General features: G+C 62.4%; 24 protein-coding genes. 13 read left to right on the forward strand and 11 right to left on the reverse strand.

Going from position 1 to position 25,709, the window contains the following annotated elements:
• Positions 1–68 precede the first annotated feature (68 nt).
• Positions 69–1,403 carry a TAXI family TRAP transporter solute-binding subunit gene (locus tag Q8L50_RS11170; RefSeq protein ID WP_305273042.1) on the forward strand — a complete coding sequence of 445 codons (1,335 nt, stop codon included), beginning with the start codon at positions 69–71 and terminating at the stop codon, positions 1,401–1,403.
• Between the two features lie 163 nt (positions 1,404–1,566).
• Here Q8L50_RS11170 and Q8L50_RS11175 read toward each other — a convergent pair whose 3' ends face one another.
• Complete coding sequence (locus Q8L50_RS11175) at positions 1,567–2,103, reverse strand: DUF1415 domain-containing protein (protein WP_305273039.1); 537 nt, start codon at positions 2,101–2,103, stop codon at positions 1,567–1,569.
• A 126-nt stretch (positions 2,104–2,229) separates the two neighbouring features.
• Complete coding sequence (gene ettA / locus Q8L50_RS11180) at positions 2,230–3,891, reverse strand: energy-dependent translational throttle protein EttA (RefSeq protein WP_305273035.1); 1,662 nt, start codon at positions 3,889–3,891, stop codon at positions 2,230–2,232.
• A gap of 286 nt (positions 3,892–4,177) precedes the next feature.
• Here ettA and Q8L50_RS11185 point away from each other — a divergent pair, with 286 nt between their 5' ends.
• Together Q8L50_RS11185 and Q8L50_RS11190 are read left to right on the forward strand one after the other, a co-directional pair.
• Positions 4,178–5,869, forward strand: a complete 1,692-nt coding sequence (locus Q8L50_RS11185; RefSeq protein WP_305273032.1) for a DEAD/DEAH box helicase — start codon at positions 4,178–4,180, stop codon at positions 5,867–5,869.
• Positions 5,870–5,876: 7 nt separating this feature from the next.
• The gene (locus Q8L50_RS11190) at positions 5,877–6,440 is read left to right on the forward strand and encodes an epimerase (protein WP_305348746.1); all 564 of its coding nucleotides are present in this window, start codon (positions 5,877–5,879) and stop codon (positions 6,438–6,440) included.
• A gap of 78 nt (positions 6,441–6,518) precedes the next feature.
• On the opposite strand, the gene Q8L50_RS11195 is transcribed toward Q8L50_RS11190, so the two are convergent.
• From Q8L50_RS11195 to Q8L50_RS11230, 8 genes are all read right to left on the reverse strand, one after another.
• Positions 6,519–6,902: a hypothetical protein gene (locus tag Q8L50_RS11195; RefSeq protein ID WP_305348747.1), complete on the reverse strand. Its 384-nt coding sequence runs from the start codon at positions 6,900–6,902 to the stop codon at positions 6,519–6,521.
• A 57-nt stretch (positions 6,903–6,959) separates the two neighbouring features.
• Complete coding sequence (locus Q8L50_RS11200) at positions 6,960–7,478, reverse strand: gluconokinase (protein ID WP_305348748.1); 519 nt, start codon at positions 7,476–7,478, stop codon at positions 6,960–6,962.
• 31 nt (positions 7,479–7,509) lie between these two features.
• Entirely contained in the window at positions 7,510–8,715 is a 1,206-nt protein-coding gene (locus tag Q8L50_RS11205; RefSeq protein ID WP_305348749.1) for a mandelate racemase/muconate lactonizing enzyme family protein, read from the reverse strand.
• A 63-nt stretch (positions 8,716–8,778) separates the two neighbouring features.
• Positions 8,779–9,783, reverse strand: coding sequence for a TRAP transporter substrate-binding protein (locus Q8L50_RS11210; protein ID WP_305273017.1), 1,005 nt, complete (start codon positions 9,781–9,783; stop codon positions 8,779–8,781).
• Positions 9,784–9,825: 42 nt separating this feature from the next.
• On the reverse strand, positions 9,826–11,124 hold the full coding sequence (locus Q8L50_RS11215; RefSeq protein WP_305273014.1) for a TRAP transporter large permease subunit: 1,299 nt from the start codon (positions 11,122–11,124) through the stop codon (positions 9,826–9,828).
• On the reverse strand, positions 11,121–11,678 hold the full coding sequence (locus Q8L50_RS11220; protein ID WP_305273011.1) for a TRAP transporter small permease: 558 nt from the start codon (positions 11,676–11,678) through the stop codon (positions 11,121–11,123). Before Q8L50_RS11220 ends, Q8L50_RS11215 begins: the two co-directional genes overlap by 4 nt.
• Positions 11,679–11,704: 26 nt before the next feature.
• Positions 11,705–12,448 (reverse strand): FadR/GntR family transcriptional regulator, encoded by a 744-nt coding sequence (locus Q8L50_RS11225; RefSeq protein ID WP_305273008.1) that lies wholly within the window; start codon positions 12,446–12,448, stop codon positions 11,705–11,707.
• A 4-nt stretch (positions 12,449–12,452) separates the two neighbouring features.
• Complete coding sequence (locus Q8L50_RS11230) at positions 12,453–13,403, reverse strand: 2-hydroxyacid dehydrogenase (protein WP_305348750.1); 951 nt, start codon at positions 13,401–13,403, stop codon at positions 12,453–12,455.
• An 86-nt stretch (positions 13,404–13,489) separates the two neighbouring features.
• On the opposite strand from Q8L50_RS11230, the gene Q8L50_RS11235 reads away from it, so the two are divergent.
• From Q8L50_RS11235 to Q8L50_RS11280, 10 genes are all read left to right on the forward strand, one after another.
• The gene (locus Q8L50_RS11235) at positions 13,490–15,232 is read left to right on the forward strand and encodes an IlvD/Edd family dehydratase (RefSeq protein ID WP_305273003.1); all 1,743 of its coding nucleotides are present in this window, start codon (positions 13,490–13,492) and stop codon (positions 15,230–15,232) included.
• Positions 15,233–15,247: 15 nt separating this feature from the next.
• Positions 15,248–16,252, forward strand: a complete 1,005-nt coding sequence (gene denD, locus Q8L50_RS11240) for a D-erythronate dehydrogenase (RefSeq protein ID WP_305273000.1) — start codon at positions 15,248–15,250, stop codon at positions 16,250–16,252.
• Positions 16,253–16,257: 5 nt separating this feature from the next.
• Positions 16,258–17,154, forward strand: a complete 897-nt coding sequence (locus tag Q8L50_RS11245) for a 2-dehydro-3-deoxygalactonokinase (protein WP_305272997.1) — start codon at positions 16,258–16,260, stop codon at positions 17,152–17,154.
• Positions 17,155–17,172: 18 nt separating this feature from the next.
• Positions 17,173–17,811: a 2-dehydro-3-deoxy-6-phosphogalactonate aldolase gene (locus tag Q8L50_RS11250; RefSeq protein WP_305272994.1), complete on the forward strand. Its 639-nt coding sequence runs from the start codon at positions 17,173–17,175 to the stop codon at positions 17,809–17,811.
• Positions 17,808–18,623 carry an SDR family NAD(P)-dependent oxidoreductase gene (locus Q8L50_RS11255; protein ID WP_305348751.1) on the forward strand — a complete coding sequence of 272 codons (816 nt, stop codon included), beginning with the start codon at positions 17,808–17,810 and terminating at the stop codon, positions 18,621–18,623. Before Q8L50_RS11250 ends, Q8L50_RS11255 begins: the two co-directional genes overlap by 4 nt.
• Positions 18,624–19,060: 437 nt before the next feature.
• Complete coding sequence (locus tag Q8L50_RS11260; protein ID WP_305272989.1) at positions 19,061–19,510, forward strand: DUF302 domain-containing protein; 450 nt, start codon at positions 19,061–19,063, stop codon at positions 19,508–19,510.
• A gap of 11 nt (positions 19,511–19,521) precedes the next feature.
• The gene (locus Q8L50_RS11265; RefSeq protein WP_305348752.1) at positions 19,522–19,767 is read left to right on the forward strand and encodes an SHOCT domain-containing protein; all 246 of its coding nucleotides are present in this window, start codon (positions 19,522–19,524) and stop codon (positions 19,765–19,767) included.
• A 120-nt stretch (positions 19,768–19,887) separates the two neighbouring features.
• On the forward strand, positions 19,888–22,290 hold the full coding sequence (locus Q8L50_RS11270) for a heavy metal translocating P-type ATPase (protein WP_305272982.1): 2,403 nt from the start codon (positions 19,888–19,890) through the stop codon (positions 22,288–22,290).
• 24 nt (positions 22,291–22,314) lie between these two features.
• The gene (locus tag Q8L50_RS11275) at positions 22,315–23,577 is read left to right on the forward strand and encodes an MgtC/SapB family protein (protein WP_305348753.1); all 1,263 of its coding nucleotides are present in this window, start codon (positions 22,315–22,317) and stop codon (positions 23,575–23,577) included.
• A 15-nt stretch (positions 23,578–23,592) separates the two neighbouring features.
• A complete protein-coding gene (locus Q8L50_RS11280; protein WP_305272977.1) occupies positions 23,593–24,237 on the forward strand; it encodes a DNA-3-methyladenine glycosylase I in 645 nt (214 codons plus the stop codon).
• Positions 24,238–24,308: 71 nt separating this feature from the next.
• On the opposite strand, the gene Q8L50_RS11285 is transcribed toward Q8L50_RS11280, so the two are convergent.
• Positions 24,309–25,709, reverse strand: a complete 1,401-nt coding sequence (locus Q8L50_RS11285; protein WP_370869785.1) for an MATE family efflux transporter — start codon at positions 25,707–25,709, stop codon at positions 24,309–24,311.

Raw genomic sequence — 25,709 nt, forward strand, 5'->3', positions numbered from 1 at the left:
CAGCCGCTTTCATCAAAACTCTAACGCAGCGCCACAGGCCGGTCGATCATGCATGATAAGGTGCACCCATGCCCAAAACCATACGTTACACCCTGCTGTCCCTGCGCGACCTGTGGGTGTCGGCCGGGCCGTTCATCGTCGTCGCCTTGACGCTGCTGGTGGCGGCCTACTGGTGGCTGGACCCCAACCCACCCAAACGTGTCACCCTGGCCACGGGCCCGGCGCAAAGCGCTTATGAAGAGTTTGGCAAGCGTTACGCCACACTCCTGGCGAAAGACGGCATCGAAGTCATGCTGCTGCCTTCGCAGGGCTCTGCACACAACCTGCAACTGCTGCGCGAAGGCAAGGCCGACCTCGGTTTTGTGCAGGGTGGCACCAGTACTTACGACGAAGCAGACGCAGAATCCCTGACTTCGCTGGGCAGCCTGTTTGTTGAACCGCTGTGGCTGTTTTACCGTGAAGAGCTGGCGCGAAGAGCCAAAAAAGACTCAGCCATCACTTCACTGGTTCAGTTGCAGGGGCTGCGTATCAACCTGGGCACACCAGGCAGTGGTGTACCCAATCTGATGGGCAAGTTGCTTGAGAGCAACCGGATCGAGCCGGCAAGCCTCAAAGTCTCGAACCTGGACCAGACGCCAGCCACCGTGGCCTTTCTGAACGGTGAACTGGATGCCATCGTGTTTGCCTCGGCCCCCGAATCCCTGATGGTGCAGATGCTGCTGCAGACACCCGGCGTCAAGCTCATGAATTTCACCCACAGCGAGGCTTACTCCAAACGGTTTTCTTTCCTGAGCACTGCGCGCCTGCCGCAAGGCGTGGTGGATCTGGCGCGCAATGTTCCGGCCGAAGACGTCAATCTTGTGGCGCCCACGACGTCGCTGATAGCCAGAACCACCACCCATCCGGCGCTTGTGCAGTTGTTTGCACAGGCCGGCAATGTGATTCACGGGCCGGCAGGCTGGTTCAAGGCGGCGCGTGAATTCCCCAACCGCGACAACAGCGAACTGCCCATTTCAAAGGAAGCCGAACGGGCGATCAAAAACGATGCACCGCTGCTGCAGCGTTACCTGCCCTTCTGGGTGGCCAACCTGGTCGAACGCATGTGGCTGGTGATGGGCATCATCATTGCGGTGATGCTGCCGCTGTCGCGCATCGTGCCGCCGCTCTACGAGTTCCGCGTGCGTTCACGCATCTTCAGGTGGTATGGGCAACTGCGAGACATTGAAAACCGCATCGCCGAAACACAGAACACGAGCACCCTTCTCGATGAGCTCAACGCGCTTGAAGGCCGGGCAGAAAAAATCAGTGTTCCGCTGTCCTACACCGACGAGCTGTATGCGCTGCGCAGCAACATCCACCTCGTGCGCAAGAAGCTGCAACGCCTGGACGCGCCGTCACCCTGATAAAAACCTTGAAGCGGGCGCGGAGTTTCAGCGCGCCGGGCCTTTAGTGGCGCCGAGGCGTTGACTGGAATGACCCGAAAGGTCACTACCTGGAAATCATCACCCGGCCTTATGGCAGTGACGGCTGAGCCGGCGCCACACCCGTAAACGGCTGAAGTCCCGGCTAAAGCCCTAGCGCCTTCCAGCCTGCAAGCCCCAGCTTCTCCAGCGTGGCGACGTTCTGCGCAAAAATCGCCTCGGCTTCCGGAAAAGCCTCGACCGCCCGCTCCACGCTTTCTTCGCGCAGCAAATGCAGGATGGCAAATGGCGCCCGGTTGGTGTAGTTGCCAATGTCCTCTGGCCCGGTGCCTTCAAACTGGAACTTCGGGTGAAAACTGGCGAGCTGCACCACGCCTTCCAATTCATGTTCATCGACCACTCCTTCCGCGATTTCCAGGAAATCGTTGAAGTCCAGAAAATCATCGAACAGGGTCGGGTGAATCAGCAGCGTGGTGTCGATCTCTTCAGCCGGCGTTGCCACCAGTAAATCCAGCTCCCGGTCCAGCTCCTCGAGCAGATCATCAGCATGGCGCGCCTTGCTGACCACCAGGCGCACCTGGTTTTTTACGTAAACCGCTTTGGCAAACGGGCACAGGTTGAGCCCTATCACGGCTCTTTCAAGCCATTGCCGCGTTGCGGCGAGTACAGCCTCGTCAGTCATCGGCGCGACCAGAACCTGCGACGTGGGTCCCTTCAAGCAGGGGCCGCGGAACCGGCTTTGCCGGGCTGCAGGCGCAGCGCCCCCCCGGGGGGCAGCGCAGTACACGAAGTGACAAGCGTGGGGGCATTATTTGAGCGCTTTGAACCGCATGCGCTTCGGCTTGGCGCCCTCTTCACCCAGACGTTTCTTCTTGTCAGCCTCGTATTCCTGGTAGTTGCCATCAAAGAAGGTCCACTGGCTGTCGCCCTCTGCGGCAAGAATATGGGTGGCAATCCGGTCCAGGAACCAGCGGTCATGGCTGATCACCATGATGGAACCCGCAAACTCCAGCAGTGCATCTTCCAGCGAGCGCAGGGTTTCCACATCCAGGTCGTTGGACGGCTCATCGAGCATCAACACGTTGCCGCCGGCAATCAATGTTTTGGCCAGATGCAGGCGTCCGCGCTCGCCGCCCGACAAAGTACCGACGCGTTTTTGCTGGTCGGCGCCGTTGAAGTTGAAGCGACCGGCATATGCGCGACTCGGCATGGTGAACTTGCCGACGGTGAGCATGTCGAGCCCGCCGGAGATGTCCTCCCAGACGGTCTTTTCGTTGGCCAGGTCATCACGGTGCTGGTCCACAAAGGCCATGCGAGCGGTCTTGCCGATGACCACTTCACCGCTATCAGGCTGCTCCTTGCCGGCAATCAGTTTGAACAGCGTGGACTTGCCGGCCCCGTTGGGACCAATGATGCCGACGATGGCGCCAGCCGGCACCTTGAAGCTCAGGTTGTCGATCAGCAGGCGGTCACCAAAAGACTTGCTGACGTTCTTGAACTCGATGACTTCGTTGCCCAGGCGCTCGGCCACGGGGATGAAAATCTCCTGGGTTTCGTTGCGCTGCTGGTATTCGAAATCAGACAGCTCTTCAAAACGTGCCAGACGCGACTTGCTTTTGGCCTGACGCGCTTTGGGGTTCTGGCGTGACCATTCGAGCTCTTTCTTCAAGGCCTTGGCACGGGCTTCCTCGCCCTTTTGCTCCTGCGCCAGGCGTTCGCCCTTCTGGTCCAGCCAGCTGCTGTAGTTGCCTTTCCAGGGAATGCCGCGACCACGGTCCAGCTCCAGAATCCACTCGGCCGCGTTGTCCAGGAAGTATCGGTCATGGGTGATGGCCACCACGGTGCCGGGGTAACGCTGCAAAAATTGCTCCAGCCAGTCCACCGATTCGGCGTCCAGGTGGTTGGTCGGCTCGTCAAGCAGCAGCATGTCCGGCTTGGACAACAGCAGGCTGCACAGCGCGACGCGGCGCTTTTCACCGCCGGACAAGACGCCGATCACGGCGTCCCAGGGCGGCAGGCGCAGTGCGTCAGCGGCGATCTCCAGCTGGTGCTCGGAATCGGAGCCGGAGGTCGCAATGATGGCTTCGAGGCGCGCCTGCTCGGCGGCCAGCGCGTCGAAGTCCGCATCAGGCTCGGCATAGGCGGTGTACACCGCTTCGAGTTGCGCCTTGGCGGCAAACACCGCACCCATGCCGGCTTCGACACTTTCGCGCACGGTGTGCATGGGGTCGAGTTTGGGTTCCTGCGGCAGGTAGCCGATGTTCAGGTTCGGCATGGGAGTCGCTTCACCCTCGATCTCGGTGTCCAGACCCGCCATGATCTTGAGCAGGGTGGACTTGCCCGAGCCGTTGGTGCCCAGCACGCCGATCTTGGCGCCGGGGAAAAAGCTGAGAGAAACGTCCTTGAGAATTTGACGCTTGGGCGGCACAATTTTGCCGACCTTGTTCATGGTAAATACGTACTGGGCCATCAGGGTTCAACTTCTAAAAAGGGGAAACAAAAAAGGGGAGGCGTGAGCGCAAGTCAGCCGTTGATTTTCGGCGATTTTTTGCGGGCATCCCTTGATTATCGTTCCGTGCGACAATACTCGGGTTGCTGGCTCCAGTTGCCTGCAACATTCGGGCACACCTCAGTGACAGTTTCGGCAACGATGCGCGGTGTTTTTAGCCCAACCCCCTGACCCCATCTGCCTTTGACTGGCGGGATGCCCACAAGCTCCCACAGGCCGATCCTGAGCACTCCTGCAGTGCAAAAAAATGACTTTTGAAAATCTGAACCTGGCTCCGGCCATTCTTAAAGCCGTGCTTGAGCAAGGCTATGACACCCCCACTCCGATCCAGGCCCAGGCGATTCCTGCCGTCCTTGCCGGCGTCGACCTGCTGGGCGGCGCCCAGACCGGTACCGGCAAAACGGCAGCCTTCGTGCTGCCCATGCTGCAGCGCCTGTCCAGTGAGCCAGCCCTGAAAAACAAGCGCGGCGTCAACGCCGTGCGCTGCCTGATCATGACCCCGACGCGCGAACTCGCCGCCCAGGTGGAAGAAAGTGTGCGCGTTTACGGCAAGTATCTGGAGCTCAGCTCCATGGTCATGTTCGGCGGCGTTGGCATGGGCGCGCAGGTTGACAAACTGCGCCGCGGCGTCGATATCCTGGTGGCTACCCCCGGTCGCCTGCTGGACCACGCCGGCCAGGGCACGCTGGACTTGAGCCAGGTGCAAATCCTGGTGCTCGACGAAGCCGACCGCATGCTGGACATGGGTTTTATCCATGACATCAAGAAGGTACTGGCCCTGGTGCCCAAACAAAAGCAGTCGCTGCTGTTTTCCGCCACCTTCAGCGACGAGATCCGCGAACTGGCCAACGGCCTGCTGAAGAACCCGCAAAGCATCCAGGTCACACCGCGCAACACAACCGTGCAGCGCATCACGCAGACCATTCACCCGGTCGGTCGCGGCAAGAAAAAAGCCCTGTTGACACACATCATCAACGAGCACAACTGGAGCCAGGTGCTGGTGTTCACACGCACCAAGTTCGGCGCCAACAATGTGGCCGAACACCTGACGAAAAACGGCATCCCTGCGATGGCCTTGCACGGCAACAAGAGCCAGACCGCCCGCACCCAGGCGCTGGCCGATTTCAAGAGCGGCAGCATCCGCGCGCTGGTGGCTACCGACATTGCCGCCCGCGGCATTGACATCGACGAGCTGCCACACGTTGTGAATTATGAAATCCCCAACGTCAGCGAAGACTATGTGCACCGCATTGGCCGCACCGGCCGTGCCGGCAACAGCGGCGAGGCTGTGAGCCTGGTCTGCCTGGACGAAGAAGGCTTCATGCAGGACATCGAGCGTTTCACCAAACAAAATATTGAGAAGGTGACAGTTCCCGGTTTTGAAGCCGAGCCTGGCGAAAAAGCCGAGCCGCTGGCCATGGGCCGCCAGACCATCTGGGGTGGCATCGGCAAGCCGCCAAGCCGCGACGTGATGCAGGCAGCCGCCAAGGCCGCTCGCAGCGAAATGATGACGCGTATCCGCGAGACCAAGCCGCAAGGTGGCCGTGGTGCCGGCAATGCAGGCGGTGGCAACGGTGGCGGCAATGGCGGCGGCCGTGGCCGCAGCGGCGGTGGCGGCAATGGTGGCCGCAGCCAGCCGCAGGGCGCCCAGCCACGTCAGAACTCGGGTTACGCCCAAGGCAACCAGCAGGCGCGCAATCCGAACGCCCAGCCACCGCGTCAGCACAACCAGGAGCGCGACGATGATGCCCAACCCACCAGCCATGTCTCCTCCGGCTTCCCCTCTTCCGGCCAGCCCACTGGCGGCAATCGCGGCAACTACCGGGGCGGCGGACGCCCCGCAGGCGGCGGTGGTGGCGGCGGACGCTCGGGTGGCGCTGGTGGCCGGGGCAACGGGTCTGGTCGGTCGGGAAATTCTGGCCCGTTTACTGGCCGATAAAAGGTATGTGGCGGTTCACTGTGTGGGCCGCCGCGCACCGTTTCAGGTACACCCCAAACTGGTGGTGCACCTGACGGACGCACTTTCTGCATTCACGGCCCCGCCGGTGGACGATGTGTTCATCGCCCTGGGCACCACGATCAAGGGCGCGGGGAGCCAGCAGGCTTTCCGTGCCGTCGACTTTGACGCCGTGCTGGCCGTGGCCCGCTCCGCGCGTGCCGCTGGTGCGCGCAGGCTGGGCATCGTCAGCGCCATGGGTGCCAACGCCAAATCGACTGTCTTTTACAACCGCGTCAAGGGCGAGATGGAAAACGCCGTCGGCCGTCTGGCTTATGACCGCGTGGTGCTGGCCCGCCCTTCGCTGCTCAGCGGCGACCGCAGTGCCCTGGGCCAGCCCGGACGTGGCGCAGAAAAACTGGCGGCGACAGCCATGCGCCTGCTCAGGCCTGTGACCCCCGCCAACTACCGCGCGATTGCCGCTGCAGATGTGGCCGCTGCGCTGGTAGGCGCCGTGCAGGCAAGCCCCTCAGGCCACACCGTGCTGCTCTCGGGCGACATGCAGCCCCGCTGAAAACATCAGGTCTTTTGGCTCTCCAGCCCTTACCCGGCGGGCGAAAGCAGCTATCACTTCGATAGCACACTGGGGCATTCATCCCTGCAAAAACAGCGTGACCAGCGAGTCCGGCCCGACCTGCCGGCTCCAGTGGCCGTGCACCGCTGCGTTAAATGTGGCGCCAGCCGGAAGCAGGTCAGCGGAATAAAAATGATCGCCGGGACTGAACACCCGCGACACCCCGCCCTGCAGGCCAATTTCCATCTGCCCACCCAGAATGAACACCCATTGCGGCTTGGGCGTGCAGTGGAACTGGCTGCGAAAACCCACCGGGCTGTGGCGCAATTGGTAGCCGCTGGACGGTGCCAGCGGCGACAGCATGGCCTGCGGCGACCCTTCGCTGAGTGCGACCGGTTCCTCGCGGAATCTGGCGCGGCCATCGGTATCGGTGAAGAGAATGACTTTGGTGAAATTGGTCATGGCAAGAACTGGTCCCAAGTCCGGAAAAGAAACGATTCAAAAGTTTGGCAAAAAAACTCAGGGGGCGATGCCGGTCTCACGCCGGCTGGCCACAATGGCGGCGACGATGTCTTCAGGCCGCTCCGCCACATCAAAGCCCTGAACATTTTCTCCCGCGCCGGGCGGCTCCAGCGTGGCGAGCTGGCTGTCGAGCAGCGACGGCGGCATGTAGTGTCCGGTGCGCGCGGCCATACGCGCCGCCAGCAACGCGTGCTCACCATGCAGGTAGACTAAATACAAATCTGGCGCGCCGCTACGCAGGATGTCGCGGTAAGCGCGTTTCAGGGCAGAACACGACAGCACCAGCCCCTGCCCTGCGACATGCGCTTGCCGCAAGTGTTCGGCCAGCACCTGCAACCAACCCTCGCGGTCTTCATCGCCGAGTGCAAAACCGGCCGCCATGCGTGCCACGTTGCGCGCCGGATGCAGCGTATCGCCCTCGAGAAACGCCAGTCCCAGGGCGGCAGCCAGCTGGGCTCCGACGGTGCTTTTGCCGCAACCGCTGACACCCATGACGACAAAAATATCGGAACACATCACGGTCATATTCTGCCGTAGCCCATTTACTTCATTTGGACCAGCGCACCGTGGCATCAGCCCGAAGGTGCAGGTCGGGCAGCAGCTCCAGCCCCAGGCCCGGCTTGCCGTTCAGGCTCAGCATGCCCAGGGTCACCGTGGGTAACTCGGTCACCAGTTCCTTGTACCAGCCGGTGTAGAAAGCGCGCACACTTTCCTGTATCAGCGCATTCGGCGCATGCAGCGACAGGTGACTGGACGCCGCCCAGACCACCGGCCCGGTACAGTCGTGCGGCGCCACCGGCAACTGCCAGGCATCGGCCATGGCGGCAATCTTGCGCGCCTCGGTCAAGCCGCCGCACCAGCTCAGGTCCAGCATGGCCACACCGGCGACGCCGGTTTGCAGGTAATCCTTGAAGCCCCATTTGTAACTCAGGGTCTCGCTGGCGCAGATCAGCGCATCGCAATCTTTCGAGTACTGTTTGAGCAGGTCCAGCGAGTCCATGCGGATCGCGTCCTCGTGCCAGAAGGTGTTGAAGGGTTTGAGTGCCCGCGCGATCTTCTGCGCCATGGGCAGTCGCCACAGGCTGTGAAACTCAACCATGATGTCCATCTGCTCACCCACGGCATCGCGGATTTTGCGGAAGGGCTCCAGTGCCAGATCGAGATCGGCGTTGCTGATGTACTGGCCGTCGCTTTTTTCGGCAGCGGGATCGAAAGGCCAGATCTTCATCGCTGTCACACCCTCGGACAGCAGGGATTCGGCCAGTTCATCGGCCCGGTGCAAAAAGCCTTCCAGATCTTCGTAAGGCCCGGCATTGGTTTTCTTCGCCGCACCTATGCCCCAATTGGCGCTGCTCTGGTTCACGGTGCTGCGCACGTACTGGTAACCGGCGCAGGTGTTGTAAATGCGTATGCTGTCACGGCTCTTGCCGCCCAGCGCCGTATACAGCGGCATGTTGGCAGCCTTGCCAAAAATGTCCCACAAGGCAATGTCGACGGCAGAGTTGCCGCGCGTTTCCACACCCGAGCCACGCCAGCCCAGGTAACCGGTGATGTCCTTGTTGCGCGCCTCTATGGCCAGCGGGTCTTTGCCCAGCAGCTTGGGACCGGCCCATTCATGAATGTAGGCTTCGACGGCCGCAGCGCCCATGAAGGTCTCGCCGAGCCCAGTCAGGCCCTCGTCCGTATGGATGCGAACCCAGATGATGTTGGGAAACTCGCCGAGTCTCAGGGTTTCAACTTTGGTGATCTTCAAGGGTATCTCCGAAAAAAAGGCCGCAGGAGCTCTACCTCCTGCGGCCCCGGTTGATCATGACAATCAGCCGCCGCGTGCTTTCTTCAGGGCATCGAGCACGGTGGTCACTGCTTCACTGCCAATGGTCGGCACGTTGCGCTCATACACCGGCTTGACCTTTTCAAACATGCGGCGCTGCTCGGCTGCGCTCACCTCGTTGACCTGCATGCCCTTGGTCTTCAGACTGGTCAGCGATTTTTCGTTGAGTGTGCGGTTGGCAGCGCGCTGGACCTTCTGTCCTTCCATCGCCGCTTCGCGCAACACAGCCTGCTCCTGCGGGTTCAGCTGGTCCCACAGCTTTTTGCTGTACAGCACCAGGAAAGGGGTGTAAGCGTGGCGGGTGACGCTGAGGTACTTCTGCACTTCATTGAACTTGGAGGTTTCAATCGTCACAAAAGGATTTTCCTGACCGTCAATGGTTTTGGTCTCTAACGCGGTGAACACTTCGCCAAAAGCCATGGGCACGGCATTGGTGCCCAGGGTCTTGAAGGTATCGAGGAAAATATTGTTCTGCATCACCCGGACCTTGACGCCGTCAAAGTCTTCAGCTTTGGCAACCGGCCGCTTGCTGTTGGTCAGATTGCGGAACCCGTTTTCCCAGTAAGCCAGGTTGATCAGGCCAGCTTCTTCAAGCTTCTTGTTGAAGTAGGCTCCGGCAGGGCCGTCAAGCACCGCATCAGCTTCTTTTTCATTGGCAAACAGAAAGGGCAGATCGAAGGCGCCGAGCTCCTTGACGATGCCTACCAGTGGGGATGACGAGGTACACACCATCTCCTGGGTGCCGGCGCGCAATGCCTGCGTGGCCGGAAGGTCACCGCCCGCCGCGCCGCCCCAGAAAGCGTTGATTTTCATTTTGCCGCCGGTTTTTGCCGCCAGCACTTCCTGCATTTTCTTGACGCCGACGCCGACCGGATGGTCCTCGTTGACCCCATTGGTGAACTTGATCGTGCGATCGGCAAACTGCGCGAACGACGAGGTGGCGACTAGCAAGGCGGCGGCCGCTAGGGCCAGGGTTCTGCGTTTGAACATGGTTGTCTCCTTTATATAAACGACAGGGTTGGGAAAAAGTGATTACCGCATCCACCACTGCAGGGGAACGGTAACAATCGCGGGGAAAAGCACCAGCAGGAAAAGCACGGCCAGCTGCGCCATCAGGAAAGGCAGCACCCCCTTGAAGGCGTCGTCCATGCTGATTTTGGCGACGCCACACACCACGTTGAGCACGGTGCCCACTGGTGGCGTGATCAGACCGATGGCGTTGTTCATGATGAACATGATGCCGAAGTAGACGGGATCGATGCCGGCCTTGAGTACCACCGGCATGAGAACCGGCGTGAGAATCAATACCGTGGGCGTGAAATCCAGTGCCGTGCCGACAACAATGATGAGCACCATCATCACCAGCATCAGCAGCATCTTGTTGTCCATGAAGGGCGACATCAGTTCGGCAACCTCCGTGGGGATGTTGGCCACCGTGATCAACCAGGCGCTGACCATGGCGGCAGCCACCAGGAACATCACGACCGCAGTCGTCTTGCCAGCTGCCAGTATCAGCCCGTAGAGCTGCGACCACTTCAACTCCCGGTAGATGAACATGCCGACAACAAAGCTGTAGACCGCGGCCACGACGGCAGCTTCGGTCGGCGTGAAGATGCCGAACTTCATGCCACCGATGATGACGATGGGCAGGGTCAGGGCAAAGCCGCCCTGGGCCGTGATGTGCAGGCGGCCAGCCATGGACAGCTTGGGCGCGGGCTGCACATTTTCCTTTCTGGCAATCCACCACCAGGTCAGGCCGATGGCTACACCCATGAGCAGGCCGGGAACAATGCCCGCCAGGAACAGCTTGGTGATGGAGACATTGCCGGCCACGCCGAAAATGATCAGCCCGATGGACGGTGGAATCACCGGCGCAATGATGCCGCCCGACGCTATCAGGCCGGAGGCGCGCCCGACGTTGTAGCCGGCTGCACGCATCATCGGGATCAGCAATGCGGCCAGGGCGGCGGTATCGGCAATGGCCGAGCCCGACAGCGAGGCCATGATGACTGCGGCAATCACCGTGACATAACCCAGCCCGCCGCGATAGTGCCCGACCCAGGCCATCGCCAGATTGACAATACGCCGGCTGATGCCGCCCGCATTCATGAACTCCCCGGCCAGCAGGAAGAAGGGCACGGCCAGCAGCGGGAAGTTATCGGCCCCTTCGACAAAGCGTTGTGCCAGGATCTGGCTGTCAAAGGTCACCAGCCCACTGGTTGCAGCCAGAAAAGCCATCAGTGTCACGCCGCAAACCAGCAGCGCATAAGCGATCGGCATGCCAATCGCCATGGCGGCCAGCAGGCTGAGGATGAAAACGCTAACAGTCATGCCTTGGCCTCTTTGAATTGTTTCTCGACGTCGGCCAGACCTTCGGTTTCGATCACCTGCACCAGTTCCTGTTCGCTGATCTGACCGGTGCACAAGCGGTACAGCACATTGAGATTGATGATGGCCATCACCACCGCCACCACGTAGCCGATGCCATACACCCAGATCATGGAAATACCCACCACCGGTGAGACATTGGTCACCTGCAAGTCGTGCATTTTCCAGGTTCCCAGCAGGAACAAGCCGTTGCAGAACAGCATCAATGCTTCACTGAGAAAAAGGCAGACTTTCTTGCCCATCACCGGCAAATGTTTGATCAGGGTGTCCACGCCGAGGTGCCCACCTTCATGCATGGCCACCATCGCACCTATGTACGTCAGCCAGATAAAGAAGTAGCGCGACATTTCATCCGAAACGGAAATGCCGGAGTTGAAGGCATAACGCAGCACCACGTTGCCGAAAACCATGACGACCATGGCGACCATGCAGACAACCACCAGAAGTTCAAGCAACTTGAAGAACCAGTAAATCGATTGATCGATTGCTTTTTGCATGACTGTTTTGCGTCTCTCTTTGATGCTCAGGCGGCCTTGAGCTGCCGTGCAGGAACACTCAGGACGGGCAGGCGCCGGCGCGAAGCCAGCACTTCCTCGATGTCTTCTTTCGCGCCGTCAATCAGTACCCGTATTGCCCGTTCGGCTTCGTCGGGCTGGTGCGCTATGACTGCGTCGAGCACGGCACGGTGCAGCGGCAGTGAGTGGGCCGGACCGTCCTTGCGCCGCGTGGAAATTTCAAAGCTGGTGCGCAACAGTGCGCCCAGCGCCTTGCTCATCTGCACCAACATGCGATTGCGGCTGGCGCGCAGCAGACCCTGGTGAAACCGCAGGTCATACGTCACGTAATCGCCACCGTCTTCCACCGCGCGTTTCATGCCGGCGTAGGCTGCCTCGACCTCGGCGATGTCCTGCGCCGTGGCGCGTTCGGCCGCCAGCCGCATTGCCGCAGGCTCCACCACGCGGCGCAAATCCTGCAAGTCGCGCAAAAAATCGGCGGTCAGGCCGGCTTTGGACTGCCAGATGATCACATCGGGATCAAACCAGTTCCAGTGGTCTTCGGACAGTACCCGCGTGCCGACCTTGGGACCGGTCGTCATCAAACCCTTGGCAATCAGCGACTTCACCGCTTCCCGAACCACGGTGCGGCTGACACCAAGTTCCTGGCACAGCACCGGCTCCGGCGGGATCGACGCACCCACGGCATAACGCCCCGCGACGATGGCTTCGCCGAGGTGGTCAACCGTGTTTCCGTGGACGTTTTTGATCATGAAGTCACTGCCACTCAGGCACCGGACTGACAAGCGGCTGACCCGCAAAGTGCGCATGCAGGTTGGCCGCTGCCAGCTCAGCCATGGCCTGCCGTGTTTGTCGGGTGGCGCTGGCGATGTGCGGGGTCAGCACCACGTTGTCCATGCCCCACAAGGCCTCGGAAGGATGTGGCTCTTTCGCAAACACGTCAAGGGCCGCTCCAGCAATCACGCGCTTGCGCAGCGCATCAACCAGCGCGTCTTCATCCACCACCGAGCCACGCGCGACATTGATGAGGTAGCCCTCCGGGCCCAGCGCTTTGAGCACGTCCGAATTGATCAGGTGGTGCGTGCCAGCGCCGCCAGGCGTGATCACGATCAGAAAATCCACCTGCTCGGCCAGCGCCGTTGCCGTTGGGTAATACGCATAGGCCACGCCGGGCTGGGCCTTGCGACCGGTATAGGCAATCGACATTGAAAAGGCTTCAGCCCGCCGCGCGATGGCCTGGCCGATGCGCCCAAGCCCGACGATACCGAGGCGCGCGCCCGACACCTTGCGCGTCAGCGGCATGGGGCCTTCCTTGCCCCAGCGACCGGCACGCACATATTGATCGGCCTGGGGGATGCGCCGGGCGATCGACAGCATCAGGCCGATGGCCAGATCGGCCACCTCATCATTGAGCACGCCGGGCGTGTGCGTGACAGGAATACTGCGCTCAACTGCAACGGACACATCTACGCCGTCGTACCCTACACCCATGATGGACACCACTTCAAGCGCAGGCAACTGGTCCATCAGTGCACGCGGGACTTTCGATTCACCACTGCCAGCGATGCCGCGTATCAGTGGCGCAACTTTCGCGAAGGCGACCGGATCAGTTTCGTGCAGGCGGTCGTGTACCTCGTAAGCAGCATGAAGCTGCTCTGCAAACAGCGGCGCAAGCTTGGCAACGGTCAAAATATGGGGACGGGACAAGGATCACTCCTGCGCTCATGGTTATTACTAGGATTTGCGGCGCAATGGTATGACGATAATACGTTTACCAATTAAGGATTTTCCCTATGACCGAACAGAAGACGCCGAAAAAGAAGCCCGAAGAGTTGCGCAGCCAGCAATGGTTTGGCCGCCAGGACCGTGACGGATTTGCCTACCGCAGCTGGGTAAAAGGCAAGGGCGTGCCACACGACCAGTTTGACGGCCGACCGGTGATTGGCATCTGCAACACCTTCAGCGAGCTGACGCCGTGCAACAGCCATTTCCGCACGCTGGCCGAGCAGGTCAAGATCGGCGTGTACGAGGCCGGCGGCTTTCCGCTGGAGTTTCCGGTGATGTCGCTCGGCGAAACCCTGCTGCGCCCGACCGCCATGTTGTACCGCAACCTGGCCAGCATGGACGTGGAAGAAAGCATTCGCGGCAACCCGATCGACGGTGTGGTGCTGCTGATGGGCTGCGACAAGACCACACCCTCGCTGGTCATGGGTGCGGCCAGTGTGGACCTGCCCACGGTCGGCGTCAGCGGCGGCCCCATGCTCAGCGGCAAATGGCGCGGCCAGGAACTGGGCTCGGGCACCGGCGTCTGGAGCATGAGCGAACAGGTCCGCGCTGGCACCCTCAAACTCGCCGATTTTTTTGAGGCCGAGAGTTGCATGCACCGCAGCCACGGTCACTGCATGACCATGGGTACCGCCAGCACCATGGCCAGCATGGTCGAGGCGCTCGGTATCGGCCTGCCGGGCAACGCCGCCTACCCTGCTGTCGACGGCCGGCGCAACGTGCTGGCGCGCATGGCGGGCCGCCGCGCCGTGGAGATGGTGCACGAAGACCTCACGCTCTCAAAAATCCTCACGCGTGAAGCATTTGAAAACGCCATCAAGACTTTGGCTGCCATAGGAGGCTCGACCAACGCGGTGATCCATTTGATCGCCATGGCCGGGCGTATCGGCATCAAGCTCACGGTCGACGACTTCGACCGCCTGGCCAGCGAACTGCCCTGCCTGGTCAACTTGCAGCCTTCGGGCAAATTCCTGATGGAAGACTTCTGCTACGCCGGTGGTCTGCCGGTGGTCATGAAGGAAATCGCGCAGCATCTGCACACGGGCGCCATCACTGCGAACGGAAAAACCATAGGCGAAAACATTGCCGATGCGCAGAACTACAACACCGAGGTGATCCAGCCACTGGCCACGCCCTTCAAGGACAAGGCCGGCATTGCGGTGCTGCGTGGCAACCTCTCGCCGCGCGGCGCGGTCATCAAGCCAAGTGCCGCGACCCCGGCGCTGATGGTGCACACCGGCCGTGCCGTGGTGTTTGAAAACATCGAGGACTTCCATGCCCGCATCGACGACGAAGACCTCGACATCGACGAAACCTGCGTCATGGTGCTGAAGAACTGCGGGCCCAAAGGTTACCCGGGCATGGCGGAAGTGGGCAACATGCCGCTGCCGCCCAAGGTGCTGCGCAAAGGCATCACCGACATGGTACGCATCAGCGACGCGCGCATGAGCGGAACCGCCTACGGCACCGTGGTGCTGCACACCGCGCCGGAAGCTGCTGCTGGCGGCCCGCTGGCGGTGGTGCAGAACGGCGACATGATTGAGCTCAACGTACCTGAGCGCAAGCTGCAGTTGCTGATCAGCGACGAAGAGATGGTGCGGCGCCTGAGCCTGTGGAAAGCGCCGCCACCCCCTTTGTCGTCGGGCTACTGGAAGCTGTATGTCGACCACGTGTTGCAGGCCGACGAAGGTGTGGACCTGGACTTTCTGGTCGGCAAGCGCGGCGCGTTTGTGCCGCGCGACAATCACTGATCATCAAGGACTGATATGAAATTACTCGTTACCGGCGGCGGCGGTTTTGTGGGCGCACGACTCTCCCGCGAGTTGCTCAAAACCGGCCAGCTCAATGGCCAGACCATCGCCGAACTTCACATTGCTGATCTGTTTGCGCCCCCAGCCGATCTGGCCGCAGACCCCCGGGTGAAAGCGCACACCGGCCCCCTGCTGAACCAGTCCGAGTTGTTTGCCAGCGGATTCGACGCAGTGTTTCACCTCGCCTCCGCAGTCTCGGGGGAGTGCGAGCTGGATTTCGAACTCGGCTTGCGCTCCAATCTTGACAGCACCCGGCTCCTGCTGGACGGGCTGCGGGCGGCAGGCAACAGCCCTCGCCTCGTGTTTGCCAGCTCGGTGGCGGTGTTCGGACCCGACAAGGCCAACCCGTTGCCCGATCTGGTGACCGATAACACCCTGCCTTCACCGCAAACATCCTACGGTACGCACAAGTTGATGTGTGAGTACCTGATCGCCGACTACACACGCAAGGGTTTCATCGACGGCCGGTCCGCCCGCCTGATGACGGTCACCGTGCGCCCCGGCAAACCCAATGGTGCCGCTTCGTCGTTTTTCAGTGGCATCATCCGCGAGCCGCTGTCCGGTGTCGAAACCACTTGCCCGGTCGATGAGGATGTCACGCACCCGATGTCATCGCCGTCGAATACCGTGCGTGGCCTGATCACCGTGTTCGAAGCGACCAGCGAAGCCATGGGCGGGCGCCTTGCGTTGAACCTGCCCGGCCTGAATGTTCGCGTGGGCGACATGTTGCAGGCGCTTGAGGACGTGGCCGGGCCAGCCGTACGCAAGCGGGTGCGTTTTGAACGGGATGAACGTATCGCCGCCATAGTGGCCAACTGGTCCCGTGGCGCCACCGCAGAGCGGGCGCAAAAACTCGGCTTGCGCCCTGACGCGTCTTTCAGGGCCATCATCGAGCAATACATCGCGGACTGCCAGCAACCGGGTTATCCGGCCGACGCGCTGCAAGGCCTGCAACGCTGAACCGCATGAGTGCCCGCACTTTGCTGGCAGTGGACTGGGGCACCTCGTCCCTGCGAGGCGCATGGCTGGACCCGCAGGGTCAAGTGATCGAGGAGCGCGCTTTTGCACGCGGCATCCTGACGGTTTCACCCGGCGGATTTGCTGCGGTTTTTGACACCTGTTTTGGCGACTGGCTGCGTGACAAAAACACCTTGTGCCTGATCGCCGGCATGGCGGGCAGCAAACAGGGTTGGCAGGAGGCGCCCTACTGCGCCTGTCCGGCAGGCTTTGACGAAGTAGCGTCGCATCTGGCCTGGGTTCAGGCCGGACGCATGGCCATCGTGCCGGGTCTGTGCTGCGAAAACGCCGGCGTGCCAGACGTCATGCGCGGCGAAGAAACCCAGGTCCTGGGTGCCCTGCAACTGCTGGACATCCAGGACGCCCTGCTGGTGCTGCCCGGCACCCACAGCAAGTGGGTGACTGTGCAGGCCGGAAAAATACGCAGCTTCAGCACCTTTATGACCGGCGAGTTCTACGCGCTGCTGCGTCAACATTCGATTCTGGCGCGTACGCTGCCACAGAACGACGGCGACCTGGATCAGGACGCCTTTGACCAGGGCGTTGGGCTGGCCCTGCAGGGTGGCAGCTTGCTGCAAACTGCCTTCAGCGTGCGCACGCTGTCGCTGTTTGAACGCATGACCGGCCCGGCGTTGGCAAGCTACCTGTCCGGTCTGGTCATTGGCGAGGAAACACGTTCGCAATCCGTGGCTCCCGGCACGCGTGTCGTCCTCATCGGCTCGGACGCGCTGACCCAGCGTTACGAGCGCGCGCTGATGCAGCGCAAAGTGTCTGTGCAGCGTGTCGGGGCCGAGGCGGCCTGGCAAGGGCTGTGGGCGCTGGCGCAAACCATTCAAGCTGATTGAACAATCCATCCTCAAGCCATGACACCCCACGAAAAATTTGAAGCCGCACTGGCACAGCTTCCCCTGATCGCCATCCTGCGCGGCCTACAACCGCAAGAAGCTCTGCCCATCGGCCAGGCACTGGCAGGACTGGGCTGGACCCTGCTGGAAGTGCCTCTTAATTCGCCCGACCCGATGAAAAGCATCCATACGCTGGCGGCGGCCTTGCCCCAGGCGCTTGTCGGAGCCGGCACGGTGTTGACCGTGCAGGACGTACAGCAGGTGCACGCAGCTGGGGGCCAATTGATCGTCTCACCCAATTTCAACCCGGCAGTGGTACGCGAGGCGGTGCGCCTGGGCCTGGTCTGCTTGCCGGGCGTGATCACGGCCAGCGAGGCGTTTGCGGCGCTCGATGCAGGAGCCACGGGTTTAAAGATTTTCCCGGCCGAAATGATCACTCCAGCGGTGCTGAAGGCCTTGCGCGCAGTGTTGCCGACCGACACCCGGGTCCTGCCAGTGGGCGGCATCACACCGGACAACATGGCACCCTACTTCGCCGCAGGGGCAAACGGCTTCGGCATTGGATCGGCGCTCTACAAACCCGGTATCACGGCGGCTGAGGTGCACGCAATCGCTATAAAATTCATAGCTTCTTGCGCAGGTAACATAAGGGCATGAACCCAGAAACACCCTCAAAAATATCGTTTGGCCTGGCCGGTCGCGTTTGTATCGTCACAGGCGGCGCGCAAGGCATCGGAGAGGCTTGCATACGGCGCTTCGCCCGCGAAGGCGCCAGGCCAGTGATTGCCGATATCGACGACGCGCGCGGTCAGGCGCTGGCCGGCGAATTGGGCGCGCTGTATGTGCATTGCGATGTGGGTGACAAGGCGCAGGTGGATGCGCTGGTGGCACAGACCATGGCGGCGTATGGCCGCGTCGATGTGTTGGTAAACAACGCAGGCATCTTTCGCGCAGCGGATTTTCTGGAAGTGACCGAGGCCGACTTCGACATCGTGCTGCGCATCAACCTCAAGGGTTCCTTCCTGGTCGGCCAGGCGGTGGCGCGCGTGATGGCCAGGGCCGAAGCAAGGCCAGGCATCGACGGCTCCACCGCGCGGGGCAGCATCATCAACATGAGTTCGGTCAACGGCATGCTGGCCATTCCCACGATTGCCAGCTACAACGTCAGCAAGGGCGGCATCAACCAGCTCACGCGTGTGATGGCACTGGCGCTGGCCGACAAGGGCATCCGCGTCAACGCGGTCGCGCCTGGGACCATCGCCACCGAGCTGGCCGCCAAAGCCGTGCTGACCAGCGACGAGGCCAAGGCAAAAATCATGAGCCGCACCCCGATGAAGCGCCTGGGCACCCCTTCGGAGATTGCCGACACCGTAGCCTACCTCGCCAGCGATGCTGCCAGCTACATCACCGGTGAAATTGTGGTGGTTGATGGCGGGCGCATGACGCTGAACTACACGGTTACGGTCTGACGGATGGGTGGCGGCGGGTGCCGCGCCTCCGGTTTTCAGTCGCCAGTTGACCTGGATCATGCGTGCGAGGGGATGGCGTCGCCTGAACCGTGGCAACTTCCCTAGACTGGGACATTCACTACCGGAGTTCACCATGACGCCCGTTCGTCTGCTTTCAGTTCTCGCAACCACAGCCGCGCCCGGATTGTCCGGCTGCCCCCCCCGAGACCACCCCGGCGCCTCAGCACCCTCCCAAGGGTCTGGCATGCCGTTGTCGCACATGGATGAGCACATCAAAGCCATCCGAGGCATACATGAGCGCATGATGGCGGCAAGACACCAGAGAACCGCAACCCGTTGATCGCAGAACACCCAAAGCCGAGGCAGGACAGCATGGCCATGATGCCGATGATGATGGACCGCATGCCACCGGCCGCCGCCAAACCCTGAAAGACACCATGAACACCCACCACAAGTCCCCCGCCGGAGCAGCCTACGGCTTTTACTGCAAACCAGGCGACAGCAGCTTTGCCAATCTCGTGCTTCGCACCACCGAAGCCCTCAAGGCTGAAGGCTTCGGCGTGTTGACCGACATCGATGTGCAGGCGACCATGAAAACCAAGCTGGGAGTCGATGTGCAGCCCTACCGCATCCTGGGCGCCTGCAACCCGCCGCTGGCGCACCGAGCCCTGATCGCCCAGCCCGATATCGGCCTGCTGCTTCCCTGCAATGTCATCGTGCGTGAAGATACCGATGGCAGCTTCACCGTGGGGTTCATGGACCCCGTGGCCGTGATGCAGATGACCGACGACCCCGAGGTAGCCCAGGTGGCCGGCGAGGTGCGCAGCCGTCTTGAGCGGGTGCGCTCGGCGCTGATGGCCACCCCCGGCGCTACAACGATAACTTGAGGAAAGTCGCTATGCACGGATGGTTTTACGACGGCGGCTACATGATGGGCATACACGGCGTATGGTGGCTGGCACTGCTGGTGGTTACCGGCGGGATATTGCTTTCCGGTTGGGGCCGCTTCACAGACCGCACAGATACCGGGCGGGAAGCGCCGCACGAGGTACTGCGCAGACGACTGGCCAATGGAGACATCACGGCGGCGGAATATGAGGAGCGCAAGGCGTTGCTGGATCGAGACGGCGGCCGGTCTACCTGAATCGCGGTCCGGATGGCCCTCTGCGGCGTAAGGCCAATACCCCGGGGGGTTTGACCTTTCCACCATGGGAAGGCTTATTCTTTTTGTGACGTCGTATCCCGAACAGAAAGGATGTTTTCCATGAAACACGCACCTCATTCCCATGGCGTGGCCGCTGGCCCTGCACATGAGCCTGGACATGACAACTGTCATGCGCACACTGAGGTCACGACGGGTCTCAAGGACCCCGTCTGCGGCATGGCCGTGACGACGGCATCGGAGCACCAGCTCGAGCACGAAGGCAAACCCTGGTATTTCTGCAGCGCCCGTTGCCGCGAAAAATTTGCAGCCGATCCGCCGGCCTATTTGGGCAAGCCGATGGCCGGACCCGGTCGTGAAGCGAAAGGTGCAGTTGCCGATGGGCAGGCTGCAGGCACCATCTACACCTGCCCCATGCACCCGGAGATCCGGCAGGACCACCCCGGCAATTGTCCGATCTGCGGCATGACACTCGAGCCCGTCATGCCCAGCCTGGAGGAGGAGGACAACCCGGAACTGGCCTCCTTCACACGTCGCTTCTGGTGGACCCTGCCGTTTACCGTGGTGGTCACTGTGCTGGCGATGTTTGGTCACCAGCTCGGCTGGTTCGGCATGGCGACACAGAGCTGGATCGAACTCGTGCTGACTTTGCCCGTGGTCTTGTGGGCAGGCTGGCCTTTCTTTGTGCGGGGCGCACAGTCGGTCATCCACCGCAGCCCGAACATGTGGACCCTCATCGGACTGGGTACCGGCGCCGCCTTTGTCTACAGTGTGGTTGCCACAGTGGCGCCGGGCGTCTTCCCGGACTCGTTTGTTTCCATGGGCCGCGTCGCCGTCTATTTTGAGGCGGCGGCCGTCATCATTTCGCTGACGCTGCTCGGCCAGGTGCTGGAATTGAAGGCGCGTTCGCAAACCTCGGCCGCCATCAAGTCCCTGCTGGGCCTGGCACCCAAGACCGCCCGCCGGATCAAGACCGACGGCACGGAAGAAGACGTGCCGCTGACGCATGTGCATGTGGGCGACAGCCTGCGCGTGCGCCCCGGCGAGAAGGTGCCGGTCGATGGTGTCGTCACCGAAGGCAGCAGCGCGGTCGACGAATCGATGCTGACCGGCGAACCCTTGCCCGTGAGCAAGCGGGCGGGCGACAAACTCATTGGGGCTACGCTCAATACCAGCGGGGCTCTGGTCATGCGTTCCGAACGCGTCGGCGCGCAGACCATGTTGTCGCAGATTGTGCAGATGGTGGCACAAGCCCAGCGCTCGAAAGCGCCCATGCAGCGCATGGCCGACCAGGTCGCCGGCTGGTTTGTGATGGCAGTGGTCGCCGTCGCGCTGCTGACTTTTTTCAGTTGGGGATTTTTCGGGCCGCAGCCTAGCTGGGTCTATGGCCTGATCAATGCAGTGGCGGTGCTGATCATCGCCTGTCCCTGCGCACTGGGCCTGGCCACGCCGATGTCCATCATGGTTGCCACCGGCAAGGCGGCCGGCCAGGGCATTCTTTTCCGCGACGCAGCAGCCATCGAACACCTGCGCAAGGTCGATGTGCTGATTGTCGACAAGACCGGCACGCTGACGGCCGGCAAGCCGGCGTTTGACCAGGCCGTCCCGGCCGACGGTTTCAGCGCCGACGAGGTGCTGCGGCTGGCCGCCAGCCTGGACCAGGGCAGCGAACACCCGTTGGCAGATGCCATCGTGAACGCGGCGCGTGAGCGCGGTCTGGTGCTGGACAAACCCGAAAGTTTCGAGTCGGCCAGCGGTATCGGCGTCAGCGGGCGGGTGGCCGGCCGTGCCCTCGCCCTCGGCAACACGGCGCTGATGGAGCAGGCTGGCGTGGCCGTGGGCGCATTGCTGGACCAGGCAGAAGCCTTGCGCGCCGAGGGCGCCAGCGTGATGCACCTGGCCGTGGACGGCCAGCTTGCCGGCCTGCTGGCTGTGGCCGACCCGGTCAAGGCCAGCACGCCGGAGGCGCTGGCAACGCTGAAAGCCGCTGGCCTGCGTGTGATCATGGCCACGGGGGACGGCCTGACCACCGCCAAAGCAGTGGCGGCCCGCCTCGGCATAGACGAGGTCCACGGCGGCGTCCAGCCCGCCGACAAGCTGGCGCTGGTCAAGCGCCTGCAGGACGAAGGTCGCATCGTCGCCATGGCGGGCGACGGCATCAATGACGCGCCGGCCCTGGCCCAGGCCAATGTAGGCATCGCGATGGGCACCGGCACCGACGTGGCCATGAACAGCGCCCAGATCACGCTGGTCAAGGGTGATCTGCGCGGCATCGCACAGGCCCGCATCATCTCGCAAGCCACCATCGCCAACATGAAGCAGAACCTTGGCTTCGCCTTTATTTACAACGCGCTGGGTGTGCCGCTTGCGGCTGGTCTTCTCTATCCCTTCACGGGCTGGTTGCTGTCGCCCATGATTGCGGCGCTCGCCATGAGCCTGAGCTCTGTATCAGTGATCAGCAACGCACTGCGGTTGCGCGCAGAGCGCCTGCGCCCCAACGTCTGATCACCTGTTCCCGAAACTGCTGCCGTGCCGATTCAGCTTGACTCTTCCACGCTGCTGGGTCTGAGCGTTGCGTTGGGCATCGGCCTCCTGATTGGCGCGGAGCGCGAACGGCGCAAAGGCAGCGGCCCGACGCGCGGCGCAGCCGGCATACGAACTTTCGCCATCATCGCCCTGCTCGGCGCCGTCGCGGTACTGCTGGGTGGTACGGCAGTGCTGGTGGCCGTGACATTGGTTGTGGGTGCACTGGCCCTGGCTTCCTACGTCCGCACGCGCGAGAACGATCCCGGGATGACCACCGAGGTCGCCCTGCTGCTGACCTGCCTGCTCGGCGGGTTGGCCATGCGTCATGCCGTGCTGGCGGCCGGCATTGGGGCGGCACTGGCCGCGTTGCTGGCAGCAAAAACCCGCCTTCACCATTTTGTGTCGCGTGTACTGACCGAGCGCGAGTTGCACGACGCCTTGTTGTTCTCGGCCGCGGCACTGATCGTGCTGCCGCTGGCCCCGGACCGGTTCATGGGCCCTTTCGATGCCGTCAATCCCTACGACGTCACGCGTCTGGTGGTGTTGGTGATGGCCATCAGCGCACTCGGTTATGTGGCAACGCGCGCCCTGGGGCCGCGCTACGGACTGCCGCTGGCCGGGTTTGCGGCCGGCTTCATCTCGAGCACCGCCACCATTCATGCCATGGGCACGCGTGCCGCCGGGTCAAGCACACAGGCAGACGGGGCGATCGCCGGTGCAGCGCTCTCCAGCGTGGCCACCATCGTCCAGTTGGCCGTCGTGGTGGCGGCGGTGCAACCGGCACTGCTTGATGCGTTGCTGTGGCCGCTGGTGTTCGGCGGCGTTGCGGCCTGCGCCTACAGCCTGCTCTTCTTTCCGCGCGGTACTGCAGCGGCAGACAAACCGCACGGCCCGCCGGAAAACCAGGACATGGGCCGCGCCTTTAACCTGAAAACCGCGGTGTCCTTTGCAGCCGTGGTCAGCGTCGTGCTGGTGGTGTCATCGGCCCTCAGCGATTGGCTGGGCGCGCGTGGCACCCTGCTGGCCGCTGGCGTGACCGGCCTGGCCGACGCCCATGCGACCGCCGCCTCGGTGGCCTCGCTGGTGCAGGCCGGTAAGCTGCCGCTGAACGCGGCTCTCTGGCCCATCGTCGCAGGCCTGAGCACCAACTCGCTGATGAAAGCTGCCGTGGCGTTCCACGCGGGCGGCAATGCCTACGCGGCGCGCATTGTCCCGGGGTTGGTGCTGGTCATCGCCGCGGTCTGGCTCGGCGTGTGGATGGGATGAAAACTAGAATCTGGCATGCCTGCTGATGCCACACCTTCCGGCCTTTATACCGACGAACCCGGCAGCACGCGCTGCGCCTGGTGCCAGGCCACGCCGACCTACCGCCACTACCACGACACGGAGTGGGGCTTTCCGGTGGCCGACGAGCGCAGGCTCTTCGAGAAGATCTGTCTGGAAGGTTTTCAGGCCGGCCTGAGCTGGCTGACCATCCTGAACAAGCGCGAAGCCTTTCGCAGCGCGTTCGCCAACTTCGATGCCGAGCAGGTGGCGCGTTTTGATGCTGTCGACGTGCAGCGCCTGCTCGGCGATGCCGGCATCGTGCGTCACGCCGGCAAGATTGCATCAACCATCAACAATGCCCAGCGCGTGCTGGACCTGCGCCATGAGTTTGGTTCGCTCGGGGCCTATGTCTGGCGGCTTGAACCGGATGCTGCGGGCCGGCCCGAACACATCACGCTGGAAGCCGTACGCGCCCTGCCCCATTCGCCCGCCTCGGCGGCACTGTCCAAAGACCTGAAGAAGCGCGGCTGGACCTTTGTCGGGCCAACCACGATGTACGCTTTCATGCAGGCCATGGGCCTGGTCAACGACCATCTGGAAGGCTGTGCCAGCCGCGAGCTGGCGCTGGCGGCGCGCGCCGCCTTCATGCCACCGGCTTGAAGGCGGCATTCATTGCTATGAAATGAATAGCTGCTTGTGCCCGTCGCCAAAGGGCTGCAGGCCTTTTTTATTCAAATTTCGGCAGGCCGCATTCTTTTCAGCAAACCTGCCGTGCTGCGCGGCCAACCAACGCCGCCAAACCACGCACCGCCAGCCACCGCCCACGCATTGAGCACGCCGTAGATCACCAGCGCCACGGCCTGCGCCAGAAAAACGCCGGCCAGACCGCCGCCCCAGCGCAGGGCCAGCCAGCCACCCGTGATGGCCACCGCCAGCCGCGCCAGGTTGCCTAACACTGGCCAAAGCAACCGGCCGGCACCTTGCGATGCAAAGTACAGCGCCAGGCCGATGCCGAAGAAACCATAGGCCGGCCCCACCACCCGCAGGTAAACACTTCCGGCTTCGATCATGGCCGGGTCGCTGTTGAACAGCGAGAGCCACGCACCGGGAAACGCGGCCGCCCACAGCCCAATAGCCTCCGTCATCGCAAACGCCATGACCGCGCCTGTCCAGGTGGCGCGCAGCGCCCGCTCATGCTGGCCCGCGCCCATGCAGGTGCCGACCATGGCGACCAGCGGGGCGCCAAAGCCGAACACCAGCGGCACCAGCAAATACTCGAGCCGCGAGGCCGTGCCGTAACCGGCAATCGCCGCCGTACCAAACCCACCGACCAGCGCGGTGGTGACGACTATGGCCAGATTGGTGGCCACCGTGGACACCGTGCCGACCAGGCCGACACGCAGGATGTCCTTGAACAGCACCCAGCGGAAGCGGATGTTGGCCAGCGACGGACGCAGCAGGCTTTTCGGCGACCACAGGTAGGCTGCCAGCACCAGGCTGCCCACCAGGTAATAGGCCAGCAGCGCAATGGCGCCGCCGGCGATACCCAGGCCGGGAATCGGCCCCCAGCCAAAAATCAGCAGCGGCGACAGCGGCAGCAGCACCAGCGCACCCAGCACTGTGACCTTGGCCGGCACCGCCATATTGCCGGTGCCGCGGATCACCGCCGAAAGCGTGTTGAAAATCCAGACCAGCACCGCGCCTGCGAACACCCAGTTGGAATACACCAGGGCCGCTTCCAGCGCCCCGCCGGTGCCGCCCATCTGGACGTACAACCAGCGCCCGCCGCCCAGCACCACCACCGTGAAGAGCAGCGCAAAAACTGCGGCGATCACCAGGGCGTGTATCACCAACGCATCGGCGTCGCCGCGGCGCCGCGCGCCCAGTGCGCGTGCAATGGCCGAAGCAATGCCACCGCCCATGGCGCCGGCCGAGGTCATCTGCATCAGCATCACGACCGGAAACACCAGCGCCATGCCAGCCAGCGCGTCGGTACCCAGTTTGCCAACAAAGTAGGTTTCGATCAGGCCAACACCGGCCTGCGCCAGCATCACCAGCACATTGGGTGCAGACAGGCGCAGCAGCGTCGGGGCAATCGGCGCCTCCAGAAGAAGGCGGGTACGCTCATCCAT

Source organism: Polaromonas sp. (assembly GCF_030680935.1).
Taxonomy (GTDB): domain Bacteria; phylum Pseudomonadota; class Gammaproteobacteria; order Burkholderiales; family Burkholderiaceae_C; genus Polaromonas.